At 71.3% G+C, this 14,570-nt stretch carries 10 protein-coding genes; 8 read left to right on the forward strand and 2 right to left on the reverse strand.

Annotated features, from left to right (window positions below; all coding sequences use genetic code 11):
* The first annotated feature begins 1 nt into the window (after position 1).
* From ACQPZZ_RS16720 to ACQPZZ_RS16755, 8 genes are all read left to right on the forward strand, one after another.
* On the forward strand, positions 2-346 hold the full coding sequence (locus ACQPZZ_RS16720) for a hypothetical protein (RefSeq protein ID WP_432933038.1): 345 nt from the start codon (positions 2-4) through the stop codon (positions 344-346).
* 354 nt (positions 347-700) lie between these two features.
* Positions 701-3,469, forward strand: coding sequence for an AAA family ATPase (locus ACQPZZ_RS16725; RefSeq protein ID WP_432933040.1), 2,769 nt, complete (start codon positions 701-703; stop codon positions 3,467-3,469).
* Between the two features lie 305 nt (positions 3,470-3,774).
* A complete protein-coding gene (locus ACQPZZ_RS16730; RefSeq protein WP_432933042.1) occupies positions 3,775-4,098 on the forward strand; it encodes a putative quinol monooxygenase in 324 nt (107 codons plus the stop codon).
* Between the two features lie 120 nt (positions 4,099-4,218).
* Positions 4,219-4,911, forward strand: a complete 693-nt coding sequence (locus ACQPZZ_RS16735; protein ID WP_432933044.1) for an SDR family NAD(P)-dependent oxidoreductase — start codon at positions 4,219-4,221, stop codon at positions 4,909-4,911.
* A gap of 270 nt (positions 4,912-5,181) precedes the next feature.
* Positions 5,182-5,595 carry a TOBE domain-containing protein gene (locus tag ACQPZZ_RS16740; protein ID WP_432933046.1) on the forward strand — a complete coding sequence of 138 codons (414 nt, stop codon included), beginning with the start codon at positions 5,182-5,184 and terminating at the stop codon, positions 5,593-5,595.
* Between the two features lie 12 nt (positions 5,596-5,607).
* Entirely contained in the window at positions 5,608-6,402 is a 795-nt protein-coding gene (gene modA, locus ACQPZZ_RS16745) for a molybdate ABC transporter substrate-binding protein (RefSeq protein WP_432933048.1), read from the forward strand.
* Positions 6,403-6,406: 4 nt separating this feature from the next.
* A complete protein-coding gene (locus tag ACQPZZ_RS16750; RefSeq protein ID WP_432933050.1) occupies positions 6,407-7,240 on the forward strand; it encodes an ABC transporter permease in 834 nt (277 codons plus the stop codon).
* Positions 7,237-8,277, forward strand: coding sequence for an ABC transporter ATP-binding protein (locus tag ACQPZZ_RS16755; RefSeq protein WP_432933052.1), 1,041 nt, complete (start codon positions 7,237-7,239; stop codon positions 8,275-8,277). The genes ACQPZZ_RS16750 and ACQPZZ_RS16755 overlap by 4 nt, the downstream gene beginning before the upstream one ends.
* Before the next feature lie 48 nt (positions 8,278-8,325).
* Here the strand turns inward: ACQPZZ_RS16755 and ACQPZZ_RS16760 are convergent, their stop codons facing one another.
* Together ACQPZZ_RS16760 and ACQPZZ_RS16765 are read right to left on the reverse strand one after the other, a co-directional pair.
* Entirely contained in the window at positions 8,326-12,534 is a 4,209-nt protein-coding gene (locus ACQPZZ_RS16760) for a molybdopterin-dependent oxidoreductase (protein ID WP_432933054.1), read from the reverse strand.
* Positions 12,535-12,740: 206 nt separating this feature from the next.
* Positions 12,741-14,498, reverse strand: coding sequence for a helix-turn-helix domain-containing protein (locus ACQPZZ_RS16765; RefSeq protein ID WP_432933056.1), 1,758 nt, complete (start codon positions 14,496-14,498; stop codon positions 12,741-12,743).
* Positions 14,499-14,570 lie beyond the last annotated feature (72 nt).

A 14,570-nucleotide genomic window follows, 5' to 3' on the forward strand; every position in this document is an offset into this window, starting at 1 on the left:
CATGGGGTACGATCGATCTGGAGACCATCTCCACTTTCCTTTGGCGACCTTCCTGCGCGGCATGGTCGCCCACATAGATGCTCACGAGGGCCTGGCCCGGACGCTGGCCACGCTCATGGCCGATCGCTCGGGTGCCCTCGCCGAGGGCAGCCGGGAGCTGGAGCAGGCTGTCACCGACCTGGTGGCCGCCGCCGTGCGGGACGGTGCCGTTCGTGACGACGTGGATGCCGGCGCCGTGATGATGGCGCTGCACGGCATCGGTGCGGCCCACAACCGCCCCGGTTGGCGGGCCGAGGCCGACGATCTCATCACCCTCGTGCTGGACGGGCTGCGCCGCCCGCTGTGACAGGGGGCGACACGAGGTCGCAAGCCGCGAGCGAAGGATCCGGTCGGTGGTACGGCGGCGGCCGCGACGGGCCGGCTAGCCGCTCTGTCCCATGAGGCTGGGTACGCGGCCGGCCGGTGGCAGGCCGTTCAGCGCGGTGTGGCCGCGGTGGTGATCGTAGGTGTGCAGGCGGGCAGGGCGGCGCGGCGTTGGGTCTCGGACGTGTAGGGCTGGGCGCAGGAACAGCTCGCGGGAGTGCTGCTTCGCCCCCGCCGTCTGTCGGTGAGATACTTCCTGCTCACGCGCGTGGCCGGTCGTTCGGCTGCTCCGCGCGGCAGGACGGGGGACGCAGCGGATGCGAGGCGGGCGAAGGCAGTGGCAGGCGGGGGCTTCGACCTGACCGGACTGGTCGGCCGAGACCACGAGCTCGCCGAGCTCGCGACGTTCCTGGACACGGCCGGGACGGACGGAGCCGCCATCCTGCTCACGGGCGATCCGGGTGTGGGGAAAACGGCGCTCCTGGACGCGACCGCTGAGCTGGCGGTCGCGAAGGGAACCCGAGTCATCCGCGGAAGCGGCGTCGAGTACGAGACGGACATCAGCTTCGCCGGGCTCCACCAGCTCGTCATCCCGCTGTCGCGCGAGCTCGGTCGTCTGCCGCCTCCCATGAGAGAGGCCGTCGAGGTCGCGCTCGGTCTCGGCGCCGGCCCCGCGCCGAGCCGGATCGCCGTCCTGAACGCGGCACTGTCGCTGTTCGGCGAGGCTGCGAGGGAGCAGCCGTTGCTCCTCGTGGTCGACGACCTCCATGTCGTCGACCACGCGAGCCGATCCGCGGTGGGTTTCGTCGCCAGAAGACTGGGCGGTCGCCGCATCGGGCTGCTCGGAGCCCTGCGAGCGGAGTCCAGCGGGCCGTTCCAGCCCACTGGACTGCCAGAGCTCGAGGTTGTGCCGCTCAACGACGCGAATGCACTGCGGCTGCTGTCACGGCGCTTCGCTCACCTCCCTCGACGGGTCCTCCTGACAGTGGCGCGAGAAGCACAGGGAAACCCCCTCGCCCTGCTCGAGTTCGCCGGCTCCACCACCGTGTCCGGCGATCGGCACGGCAAGAGGGCGGAATGGGCGAGTGGCCCGGGACGAGATGTCCTTGCCCTGTACGGCGCACGCGTCGCACGACTACCGCACAGAACGCGCGACCTGCTGCTGCTCGCAGCCCTCGAGGGCTCCGGCGACATGCGCGTTCTCGAGGCGGCCGGCGGGCCGGGTGGGATCGAGGGGCTCGCTCCCGCGGAGCGCGACCACCTGGTCAAGGTCGCGGACAACGGCCGCGTCGTGCGCTTCAGGCATCCGCTGGTCAGGTCCGCGGTGGTCGACGGTTCCACCGGTGAGCAGCGGCGCAGTGCGCACCGCCGGCTGGCCGACGCGCTTGCCGACCAGCCCGAACGTCGCGGCGACCACCTCGCGAAAGCCACTACGGTGCCCGACGAGGCGGTCGCCGCCGTCGTCGAGTCGGCGGCCTGGAGCGGCCTGCGGCGCGGCGATGCCGACGGCGCGACCGCGAGGCTGCGGCGCGCGGCCGAGCTGAGCCCCGACCAGGCGGCCCGCAGGCGCCGCCTGTCGCAGGCCGCCTACGTCGCCGCCTGGGTCGCGGGCCATCTGGAGATCTCGCACGAGATCATGCGCGAGGTGCAGGGCGGCCCGGCGGCCCGATCGCTCTCGGCGGCTGCCGCTGCCGGTTTTCTGGTGCTTGTCACGGAGGGCGACGCCGACACGGCCCACGCGCTCTTGATCAAGGCGATCGAGCAGGCCCCGGTTCCGTCCGAACTGTCGCGCGGCGAGCTGGAGACCGCGCTCTTCACCCTTACGCTCGCCAGCCAGTATTCGGGTCGGCAGGAGCACTGGCGGCCTCTGGCCGACGTGCTCGCCCGGCTCCCCGAAGCGTCGCCCGCCGCCGCGGTGTCGCTGGGGCGCATCCACCACGACCTCGGCTCCGTCACCGACGACATGCTGCGACGCCTGGACGAGGAGATCTCGCAGCTGAGGAGCCAGACCGACGCCGACGTGGTCATCCGCACCGCCCTGGCCGCCTCGTACCTCGATCGGCTCCCGGGCTGCCGTGAGGCCGTGTCCCGGGTCATCCGCGACGGCGGCGCGGTGGGGTCGAGCATGCCGGGCCTGATGTTCCTCGCGCTGGACGACCTGTATGTCGGCCGGTGGCAGTCGTCGGCGGACGCCGCGGCCGAGCTCATCGCGCTGTGCGAGGAGACGGGATACCGCCTGTTCGGCCAGGTGGGGCACTACGTCGCTGCGATGGCCGCGGCCCAGCGCGGCGACCTCGACGTGTGCCATGACCACTGTGAGGACATCTGGGGCTGGTCGGGGCCCAGGGGCCTGCGGCGGCTGGAGAACTGCGCCCACCAGGCGGCGGCCCGGGCGGCTCTTGGCGCCGCCGACTTCGAGACGGCCTTCCGGCATGCCACGGCGATCTGCGCACCCGGTGTGCTGCCGCCCTTCAACCCCGAGGCCGTGTGGTCCGCGCCGGACCTCGTCGAGGCGGCCGTACGCTCCGGGCGGCACGCGGAGGCACGACGGCACGCGGACGCGTTGCGCGACGCCGGTGTCGGCCGCCTGTCGTCGCGATTCGCACTGAGCTCGGCCACGGTCACGGCGATGACATCGGCTCCCGAGGTGATGGCCCGGTGCTTCGAGGAGGCGCTCGGGCTGCCGGGCATCGAGCAGTGGCCCTTCGAGGTCGGCCGTGCTCATCTGGCGTACGGCGAGAGGTTGCGCCGTCAAGGCCTCAACCGTGACGCCCGGGAGCAGCTGGCTGCTGCCCGGAGCCGCTTCGAGGAGCTCGGGGCCCGCTCGTGGGAGGCCCGGGCAGCGGCGGAGCTCCGCGCCACCGGCATGACGCGGACTGCCCGGGGCGCGGCCGGCGCGAGCCTCACCCCTCAGGAGCTGGAGGTCGCAAGGCTGGCAGCGGCGGGATTGTCGAACCCGCAGATCGCCTCGCGTCTGTTCCTTTCGCCGCGGACCGTGTCGTCACATCTCTACCGGGTGTTTCCGAAGCTGGGGATCACGTCACGTGCCGCGCTCCGCGACGCTCTCGAGGCGCTGCCTCCCCAGCCTCGGGCCGACCGGTTGTGAGGCAGGCCGGCCGGGTCACTGTGCTGCCCCGGCCCTGGCGTAAGCAACCCGCCGGCCGGATGTCAGTCAGCTGACGGAGGCTGTCGGCAGGGTGACCGAGGCATCCTCGTGGGGACATCGAATGCGCCCGGCGCTCGGGCGAGACCACGAGGAGCACACCACGCCCTTCGGCGCCACCGACGACGGCGTCGCGATCCAGACGGGATCCAACCCGGGAGGGCTGCCGATCGAGGTCTTCGACGGGTTACGCGAGCGCGTGGCCAGCGACCGCTCCCAGTGTTCCACCGCAACGAAAAGGAATCACCATGACCGCGGCACCCAACGGCTACGTGACCGTCATCTGGGAAACGGAGGCGAAAGCGGGCAAGGAGGCCGAGCTCAAGGCATTCATCACCGCAGCCGTCACCCCCTCCCGCGGCGACGCGGGCAACATCGACTACGAGGCCCACGAAGTCGAGGGCCGGCCCGGCTCGTTCGTCATCTACGAACGCTGGGAGACACGCGCCCATCTCGACGCTCACCTCGGCGCACCCCGGATGCGGGAACTCGTCCCGCAGATGCTCGAACTGATCGAAGGATCCATCGAGGACGGCATCCGCCTGCTGCGCCCCTTCCGCCCCTCCCACTAGAGCAGAACACCCTTGTGGTGAGCCGGCGACGACGAGCTACAGGATCGCGAACGCCACAGGTGCCTTCGGGTGCTTCTTCCCGCAGGCACCTGCACCGACGGAATGTCAGGAGAGAGAACAATGACGACCACCTTGATCACCGGCGGCAACAGGGGCCTCGGCTACGAGATGGCGCGCCGCCTCGTCGAGGCAGGCCAGACGGTCTGGATCGGAGCCCGCGACGCCGAGAACGGCCGTAAGGCCGCCGACCGGCTCGGTGCCGGCTTCGTCCAGCTGGACGTGACCGACGACGCGTCGGTCAATGCGGCGGTCGAGACGCTGCGCGCGCAGGCCGGTCACCTGGACGTCCTCATCAACAACGCCGGGATCCTCGGCGAGGTGACCACACCCGAGGACATGACGGCCGACCAGATCCGCCACGTCTACGAAACCAATGTCTTCGGACTCGTACGCGTCACACACGCGTTCCTGCCCCTCCTGCGAGCGGCAGCCGTCCCCTCCGTCATCAATGTCACCAGCGGTCTCGGGTCGTTCACGCTGACCCATGACCCGGAGCGTGTCGAGTCCCAGTACCCGCTCGCCGCGTACGGCTCGTCGAAGAGCGCGGTCACAATGCTGACCATGCAGTACGCCAAGACGATCACCGACGTCCGCTTCAACGCGGTGGACCCCGGCCAGACCGCGACCGAGTTCACCGGCAACATCGGGCACAGCGTCGAGGAGGGCGCCGAGGCAGCGGTGCGCATCGCCACCCTGGGGCCTGACACGCCCACCGGCACGGTGACCGACCGCACCGGTGTGCTCCCCTGGTGAGGCGGCAGGTTCCAGGTCTTCGACCGCAATCGTGACGCGGCAGAAGCCCGCCGCGGGCCGGAGGGTCTCGACGGACACGCTCATCGTGCTTCACGCGAAGAAGTACTGCGAATAGCCCAAACCGACGATCGGGGCATCGGCCGGACGGTGGAGGATGGCGCAGATGTGCTCCGATCTCGTGGATGCCATAAGAGAAACGGGAATCGTGCCGCTCTTGCGCGGGGAGAGGGGTATCCGGGCTGGAATATGCGAGAGGTAAGGTAAGGGTCTGTGACGACCTTTCGGATCAGCGAGGCGGCCGCGTTGCTCGGGGTCAGCTCCGACACCGTCCGCCGATGGGTGGACGCGGGCCGGCTGGCCGCCGTACGGGACGAGCACGGCCACCGGCAGGTCAGCGGGGCCGACCTGGCCGCCTTCGCCCGGTCGCAGGTCGAGACGACCGGCGACGGCAGGCGGTCCTCGGCGCGTAACCGCTTCCGGGGGATCGTCACCGAGGTCATCAGGGACGCCGTGATGGCTCAGGTGGAGATCGCCGCCGGGCCGTTCCGGGTCGTGTCGCTGATGAGCCGGCAGGCCGCCGACGAGCTGGGCCTGGAACCAGGGGTGGTGGCGGTCGCCGTGATCAAGTCCACCAACGTCGTCGTCGAGATCCCCGGCCACGAGCGCGTGGCCGCTACCCCCTGAGGAGCTCCCTTGGTGTTCAGGCGCCTTTCGCAGTGGGCGGTCGCCGTGCCCGTCGCGCTGGTGATCGCCGGGCTGTCCGGTTGCGGCTCGGGCGAACCGGCCACGTCTTCGGCTTCGACAGCGGCGGCCGCCGGGGCGAAGGAGCTGAACGTCTTCGCGGCCGCGTCGCTGACCGAGACGTTCACCGAGCTCGGCAGGACCTTCGAGGCGGCCCATCCGGGCACGACGGTGAAGTTCAACTTCGGCTCCAGCGCGACGCTGGCCCAGCAGATCGTCCAGGGAGCTCCGGCCGACGTGTTCGCCGCGGCCAGCCCGGCCACGATGAAGACCGTCACCGACGCGTCGCTTGCGAGCGCGCCGACCACCTTCGTGCGCAACAAGCTGGAGATCGCCGTCCCGAAGGACAACCCCGCCAAGGTCGACGAGCTGAAGGACCTGACCGATCCCACGGTGAAGGTGGCGCTGTGCGCCGAGCAGGTGCCGTGCGGGGCGGCGGCCGTCAAGGCGCTGGACGCGGCCGGGCTGAAGGTCACGCCGGTCACGCTGGAGCAGGACGTCAAGGCCGCGCTGACCAAGGTCGAGCTGGGCGAGGTGGACGCCGCCCTCGTCTACACGACCGACGTGATCGCCGCGGCGGGCAAGGTGCAGGGCATCGACTTCCCCGAGGCGGACAAAGCCATCAACGACTACCCGATCGCGACCCTGTCGAAGGCCCCCGCCGGTGACCTCGCCAAGCAGTTCGTCGATGTCGTGCTGTCGCAGCAGGGCAAGGACGTGTTGACCAAGGCCGGCTTCGAGTCGCCCTGATCGCATGACCACCCGTTCAGACACACCCGGCAGCGGCGTGGCCGGACGCCGTGAGGTCTCCGCTCGTCTGCCGTGGATGCTGGTGCTCCCGGCCGTGGCGGGGCTGGCCTTCCTGGTGCTGCCGCTGGCCGGGCTGCTGATCCGGGCGCCCTGGCCGACGCTGCTCCGGCGGCTGGCCGAGCCGCAGGTGCTGGAGGCGTTGCGGCTGTCGCTGGTGTGCGCCACCGCCGCCACGGCCGTCTGCGTGCTGTTCGGGGTGCCGCTGGCCTGGTTGCTGGCCCGGGTGGACTTCCCGGGCCGGCGGCTGGTGCGGGCGCTGGTGACCGTGCCGCTGGTGCTGCCGCCCGTGGTGGGCGGTGTGGCGTTGCTGCTGGTGCTCGGGCGGCGCGGGCTGATCGGTCAGTGGCTGGAGTCCGCCTTCGGGATCACGCTGCCCTTCACCACTCTCGGGGTGATCGTGGCCGAGGCGTTCGTGGCCATGCCGTTCCTGGTGATCAGCGTGGAGGGGGCGCTGCGCGGCGCGGACCGGCGGTTCGAGGAGGCGGCCGCCACGCTGGGCGCCTCCCGCTGGACCGTCTTCCGGCGGGTCACCCTGCCGCTCATCATGCCCGGCGTCGTTGCCGGGGCGGTGCTGTGCTGGGCGCGGGCGCTCGGCGAGTTCGGCGCCACCATCACCTTCGCCGGCAACTTCCCCGGCACCACCCGGACGATGCCGCTGGCCGTCTATCTGGCGCTGGAGACCGAGCCGGACGCGGCCATCGTGCTCAGCCTGGTCCTGCTGGCCGTCTCCGTGGTCATCCTGGCCAGCCTGCGCGATCGGTGGGTGAACAGCCCATGACCACCGGCGGCCTGCGGGCCACTCTGGTCGTCCGCCGATCCGCCTTCACCCTGGACATCACGCTGGAGGTCGCACCGGGCGAGGTCGTCGCATTGCTCGGGCCGAACGGCGCGGGCAAGACCACCGCGCTGCGCGCCCTGGCCGGGCTGACCCCGATGTCCGGCGGGCACGTCACCCTGGACGGCCGGCCGCTGCACCACCTGGCCCCCGAGCAGCGCCCGGTCGGCATGGTCTTCCAGGACTACCTGCTGTTCCCGCACCTGTCCGCGCTCGACAACGTCGCCTTCGGGCCGCGCTGCCACGGCGTCCCCAAGGCCGAGGCGCGCCGCGTCGCCGCGGCCCTGCTGGAACGCGTCGGCCTGGCCGACCGGGCCGCGGCCAAACCCCGTCAGCTGTCCGGCGGTCAGGCGCAGCGCGTCGCCCTCGCCCGGGCGCTGGCCGTACGACCCCGGCTGATGCTGCTGGACGAGCCGCTGGCGGCCCTGGACGCGCACACCCGGCTGGAGGTCCGCTCCCGGCTTCGCCGTCATCTGGCCGACTTCGACGGCGCCACCGTGCTGGTCACCCACGACCCGCTGGACGCGATGGTGCTGGCCGACCGGCTGATCGTCATCGAGGCCGGCGGCATCGTCCAGCAGGGCGCCCCCGCCGAGGTCGCACGCCGGCCGCGCACCGACTACGTCGCGCGCCTCGTCGGGCTCAACCTCTACCGCGGGCTCGGCGACGGGGCCCGGGTCAAGGTCGGCGAACTGCCGCTGCACACCTCCGAACGGCTCGACGGGCCCGCGTTCGTGGCCTTCTCGCCCGCCGCCGTGGCGCTCTACCGGACCCGTCCCGACGGCAGCCCCCGCAACCTCTGGCAGGCCACGATCGACGGCATCGAGCGGCACGGCGACAACGTCCGCGTCCATCTCGACGGCCCGATCACCGCCTTCGCCGACATCACCCCCGCCGCCCTGGCCGACCTCGACCTGAGCCCAGGTCAGCGGATCTGGGCCTCGGTCAAGGCCACCGAGACCCACGCCTACCCGGCGTGAGCGGGCTCCTGGCGGGCGACCGCCACGTGATCGCTGCGATCGCCCGCATCAGTACACGTCGCGCACGTAGCGTTTGGCGGCGGCGAGTTGCTTGACGTAGGCGGCGGCGTCCTCCGCGGTCATGCCGCCGTGCTGGGTCGCGATGTCGCGCAACGTCTGGTCGACATCCTTGGCCATCCGGCTGGCGTCGCCGCACACGTACACGTGGGCGCCCTCCTGCAGCCACGCCCACAGCCGGCCGCCGTGTTCACGCATGCGGTCCTGGACGTAGACCTTGGTGCGCTGGTCGCGGGAGAAGGCCAGGTCGAGCCGGGTGAGCAGTCCGTCGTCGCGGAACGCGGTCAGCTCGTCACGGTAGTAGAAGTCGGTGGCACGGCGCTGTTCTCCGAAGAAGAGCCAGTTGCGGCCGTGGTGGCCCAGAGCGCGGCGCTCGTCGAGGAAGCCGAGGAAGGGCGCGACGCCGGTACCGGGGCCGACCATGATCATCGGGGTGGCGGGGTCCGAGGGAGGCCGGAAGTGGGTGGTGGGCTGGACGTAGACGGAGACGGGGGCGTCCTGCGGGCTGTCGGCCAGGTACGCCGAGCAGGCGCCGCTCCGTGTGACGCCGCGCGGGTTGGCGAAGCGGACCACCGAGACGGTCAGGCGTATCCGCTCGGGGCTGGTTAAAGGGCTGGAGGAGATGGAGTACATCCGCGGCTGCAGCCTTTTGAGTACGCCGGCCCATTCCTGCGCCGTGGCGCGGACCGGCAGACCGGCGACGACGTCGATGGCCTGGCGGCCCCACGCCCACTTGTCCAGCTCGCCCTTGTTGCCCGGGCGGAGGATGCGGGCCAGGTCACGGTCGTGGCTGCGTTCGGCGACGAACTTCAGCAGGCCGGAGCCGATCCTGGTGATGTCGAGGTGGCGACGCAGGGCCTCGCCGAAGGGCTGGATGCCGAGCCCGGGGAGCTCGACGTCCTCGACGGGGCTGAGACCGGTCACGGCCAGCCATTCCATGACCAGGTCGGCTCCGTTGACCGGCACCACGCCGAGGGCGTCTCCTGCCCGGTAGGTCAGTTCCCCGCCGGTGTCGAAGGTGAACCGGCGCACTTCCTTGGCCGAGCCGGGAAGGCTGAGCAGCCGGTTGCCGGAAAGCGTCGCGATGAAAGGGGAGGCTTTGCCGTACCGGCTCGGCGCGGGGGGAGCGGACGGCTCGGCGGGCACGGCCGCGGCGGGTCCGGGCTCGCGCGCCGCGGGGGCGGTCGCGGCGGCGCCGGACAGGGCGTCGAGGATCTGTTCGAGCCAGCCCAGGGCACGCACGTCCTCGTCAGGTTCGCAGTCCACCCGCGGCACCAGAGGTGTGGCGCCGAGCTCCGCCAGACGCCGGTCGAGCCGGCGCCCGTGCCCGCAGAAGTCGTCGTAGCTGGAGTCGCCGAAGGCGAGCACGGCGTAGCGCATCCCGTCCAGCCGGGGCGCGCCGGCGTCGGAGAGGGCGTCCCAGAAGGCGGTGCCGTTGTCCGGCGCCTCCCCGTCGCCGAATGTGCTGGAGATGACGAGCACGTCCGCGTTCTCGGGTAACGCGGCCGGTGTGCAGTCGGCCATGCTGACCAGCCTGGGGCTGTGGCCGGCCTCGGCGAGGCGGCGGGCGCCGGCCGAGGCGAACTCCTCGGCGTTGCCGGTCTGCGAGGCCCACAGGATGACGATCTCGCGCACGGGTTCCCGTGGCGGCGGTCCCGGCGCCGGGGCGGGGGACCGTGAGAAGGCGCCGGCGAGGGCTCCGTTGATCCACAGCGCGTGGTCGGGGTCGATGGGGGCGTGGTCCGGCAGGACGGGGACGTCCGCGCCGGTGAGCGGCGAGAGCGTGAGGCCGGACAGGAACCCGGACAGGTAACGGCGCTCCCGCGCACCGAGGTCCGGCGGGGCCTGCTCGGGCAACCCGAACAGGGCGGACAGCGCCGCAACCGTCGCCACACGGTCCGGCGCGGCGAGGACCTGCGCGCCGGCGGAGATCTGATCACCCGGGGCGGAGCCGGGCGCCTGCGACGCGCCGTGCGCGGCGAGGACCGGGGCGGGTCTCGTGGCCGTCGTTTCGGCGGGGACCTTGGCGAGGGAGACCGCGCACACCTTCAACTCGGGCTGGAACGAGATCGGGTCGACGGCGTCGCTGGTGACGGCGTTGACGCTGAGGTACTCGCCGAACAGGTCGTTCCAGTGGAACGGCGCGAAGCAGTTGCCCGGCATGACCCGGTCCGTGACGACGGCGGGCAGGACGGCCCGGCCACGCCGGGAGGAGACCGCCACCAGGTCGCCGTCGCCGATTTCGTGCTCGGCGGCGTCCTGCGGGCTGATCTCGACGAACGGCCCGGGATTGAGCTTGTTGAGCTTGGCGACCTTGCCGGTCTTGGTCAGGGTGTGCCACTGGTGCTGCAGCCGCCCGGTGTTGAGCACGTACGGGAAGTCGTCGTCGGGCAGTTCGGCGGCGGGCAGGTGCGGGCGTGGGAAGAAGACGGCCCGGCCGTCCGGCGTGGCGAAGGCAAGCCGGGGGCGGCCGTCGTCATCGCCGGTGAGCGGCGTGCGGCTGCGGCCGTCGTCGAGGTAGCGGATCGGATTGCGCTCGCCGGAGTCCGGCGCGGCGGGCCACTGCACGGGTGTGCGGCGCAGCCGGTCGTAGGTGACGCCGCGCAGGTCGTATCCGGTGGCCGGGTTCCAGGCCCGCTTGATCTCCTCGAAGATCTCCTCCGCGCTGTCGTACGAGAACGCCTCCTCGAATCCCATCTCGCACGCGACCCTGGCGATGATCCGCCAGTCGGGCAGCGCCTCACCGGCCGGGTCGACGGCCTGCCGGAGCAGGGTGAGATTGCGCTCGGAGTTGATCATCACGCCTTCGGTCTCGGCCCACAGGGCGGCGGGCAGGACCACGTCGGCGTAGGCGTTGGTCTCGGTGGCGGCGAAGACGTCCTGGGTGACGACGAACTCGGCGGCCTCCAGCCCGGCGATGACGGTCTTGCGGTTGGCGACGCTGGCCACGGGGTTGGTGCAGATGATCCAGCACGCCTTGATCTCGCCCTCGGCCATCCGGGAGAACATCTCGATCGTGCCCTGGCCGGCGTCGGTGCGCAGCGTGCCGGGCGCGAGGCCCCACAGGTCCTCGACGAACCGGCGGTCCTCCTCGACCAGGACCGAGCGCTGGCCGGGCAGACCGGGGCCCATGTAGCCCATCTCCCTGCCGCCCATCGCGTTCGGCTGGCCGGTCAGCGAGAACGGCCCGCTGCCGGGACGGCAGATCGCGCCCGTGGCCAGGTGCAGGTTGCACAGGGCGTTGGTGTTCCAGGTGCCGTGGGTGCTCTGGTTGAGTCCCATCGTCCAGCAGCTCATCCACTCGCCGGCCTCCCCGATCCACCGGGCGGCTTGGCGTAGGTCGGCCTCGGGGATGCCGGTGATCTCGGCGACCACGGCCGGCGGGTAGTCGCGCAGGAAGTCCGGCATGGCCTCCCAGCCGCGGGTGTGCTCGGCGATGAACTTCTCGTCGACGTGCTCGTTCTCCACCAGCAGGTGCAGCAGGCCGTTCAGCAGGGCCAGGTCCGTGCCCGGCCGGATCCGCAGGAACAGGTCGGCCTTGTCGGCCGTGGCGGTGCGGCGCGGATCCACCACGATCAGCTTGGCCCCGGCCTTGACCCGGTCCATCAGGCGCAGGAACAGGATGGGATGGCAGTCGGCCATGTTCGCGCCGATGACGAAGAACACCTCGGCGCGGTCGAAGTCCTCGTACGAGCCGGGTGGTCCGTCCGAGCCCAGCGACAGTTTGTAGCCGCTGCCCGCGCTCGCCATGCACAGCCGCGAGTTCGACTCGATCTGGTTGGTGCCGACGAAGCCCTTGGCGAGCTTGTTCGCCAGGTACTGCGCCTCGAGCGTCATCTGCCCGGACACGTAGAACGCCAGGGCGTCGGGTCCGTGCTCGTCCAGGATCGCGCGCAGCCGCCGGGCCGTCGCCGTGATCGCCCGGTCGACGCTCGTCTCCTGCGGCTCCGCGCCCCGGCCGGATCTGGTGAGCGCCCGCTCCAGCCGGCCGGGGGCTGCGAGCATGTCGGCGCTGGTGGCTCCCTTGGTGCACAGACGGCCGGCGTTGGCCGGATGGGTCTTGTCGCCGCCGACCTTGACGACCCGGCGTCGCCCGTCCGCGCCCCGCGCCACATCGAGGACGATCCCGCAGCCGACCCCGCAGTAGGAGCAGACGGTCTTCACCTGAGCGTTGGCGTTGTCCGAGCCTGTCGCCGTCATCGGCCCTTCTCTTCCATGGGGCCGGAACGCCGTCCCCGAGCAGTGGGCGCGCCGCAGCCGCAGCGGGCGGATCCAACGACGACAACGTAAGAATGAGCCGTTACACGGATGTCACAGGCGCTGACGGCAACCGGTTACATGCGGATCACCGCCGATGCCCCAGCGCAAACCTGTACCGATCGGAACCAGGCGCGCGCAGGGCGCCGTCAGCGGCCGGGCTGTATCGTGATCAGCACCGGCTGTTCGGTGATCTGCAGGGTGTGCGGGGCGGGCATGGAGTGTCCGTCCAAGAATCGGACGGTGTCGGCGCCGCGATCGGCCGGCATCGAGGCGGTGCCCGATTCGGTCCAGCGGACGACGGCCCGGACAGGTTCCCGGCCGTCCGCGCTGTCCAGCACGAACTGGCATTGCCAGACCTGTGCCGGCAGCCCGTCGGGCGAGCTGTGACCACAGGATGTGATGCGGGCGCCGGTCAGCCAGTGCTGGAGCGTGTCCACCGCGTGGGCCGCGGCGGTCGGTGGCCCGCCCACGGCCTGGAGCACGAGCGGGATCTTCGTGCCGCCCCAGTTGTAGAAGTACATGCGGTCGTATCGCACATACATCCCAATCAGGTAGAAGCGCACCGCGTACGCGATGGCGTGTGCCTGGTCCAGTTTGTGATCTTCGGGGATGCGGTAGACGGTCCCGGTGCTCCACAGCCGCGGATGCACTCCGGCCTCATGGAAGGTGCGCTCGATGACGGCCGCGAGACGAACGAGGCTCTCGGGGGTGTCGCCGTCGTGCTGCGGGGCGAGTTTCACCCCGGCGGCATCGCACACCTGGTATCCGCCGGCTGCGGCGAAGTCGCGCAGGAACTGCTGGGATGCCGGCTCCCACAGATTCCCGATCGAGGGGCATACGAGAGTCGCGGCCGGATCGGCGCGGCGGATGGCCGCGGCGGCTTGCTGCGTCATGCGGGCCAGCGTCGCGGCGTCGCCGGTGTAGAAGTGCGGTGAGGGCGCGAACGCCCACAGTTCGTAGGCGTCGATCCGGCCCGCGTATCGGGTCGCGACGGCCTTGACGAAGCGGACCCAGTCCTTCAGATCATCGGGGGGCGCCGTGCGTGACCCGTCGGGGTAGGGGCCGAGTGGCGCGTCCGGCGCCGCCCACTGGGGCGTGCCGCCGAAGGTGTAGAGCACGGGGAGGTTCGCACGGTGGGCGGAGCCGACGAGGCGGTCCAGGGTGATCCAGTCGAACCGGTCGCGGGCCGGTTCGAGCAGGGACCAGAGGGTTCCGCTGTCCCATAATCGGATCCCGCCGACCCGGAAGGTCGGCATGGCCCCGCTGCTGCTGTTGATCGTAACGCCGTAGAACCCCGCGGCCACCGGGGTGGGTGGCTGCGACCAGGCCGGGCCGGAAATCCATTGCGGCGCCGGGCGCTCAGCCGTCCGGCCGGCCGGAGAAGAAGCGGTGGCAGCGATGATCACCACGGCGGCCAGCACACAGGCGAGGGCGGTGAAACGCATCGGCCTGCGGCCGCTGAGGGCAGGGCGCCGGCCGTACCCGGCGGATGCCGGCGCCGGAATCCAGAGATCGTCAGCGACGGGCTTGCGGCCGGCTTCGAGGCGGGCGGCGTCGGCTTGTGCCCACAGGCGGTACAACTCCGCCAACTCCGCCTTGTTCGCTCCGCAGGACAGCGCTATCCGCTCCACCATTCCGTAGCTGTCCGGCAGGACCTGACCCCGGCAGTATCGGTGCAATGTGGAGGCGCTGACGCCACAGCGGCCGGCGAGCTCCGCGTAGCTGCAGCCGCTGCGTTCCTTCAGCGAGTGCAAGAGCGCGGACAGTTCCGACACCTTCTCACCCCACCCGTCGGGCATCCTCGCGTCCCAGCCCGGCGAATCCGCGCAGGTCGCACCAATCGTCGCATCCCAGGCGTCAGCCGGGACACGCATAGCTTGCGTCAGAGTCATGTGGCCCAGCAATCTCGGAGCGCCGGAGATCCACGACGCCCACGTGACAAGCGTCGGCGCCGATCGGGTCTGTGCCGGCATGGG

It is taken from the genome of Microbispora sp. CA-135349 (genome assembly GCF_050947365.1).
Lineage (GTDB): Bacteria > Actinomycetota > Actinomycetes > Streptosporangiales > Streptosporangiaceae > Microbispora.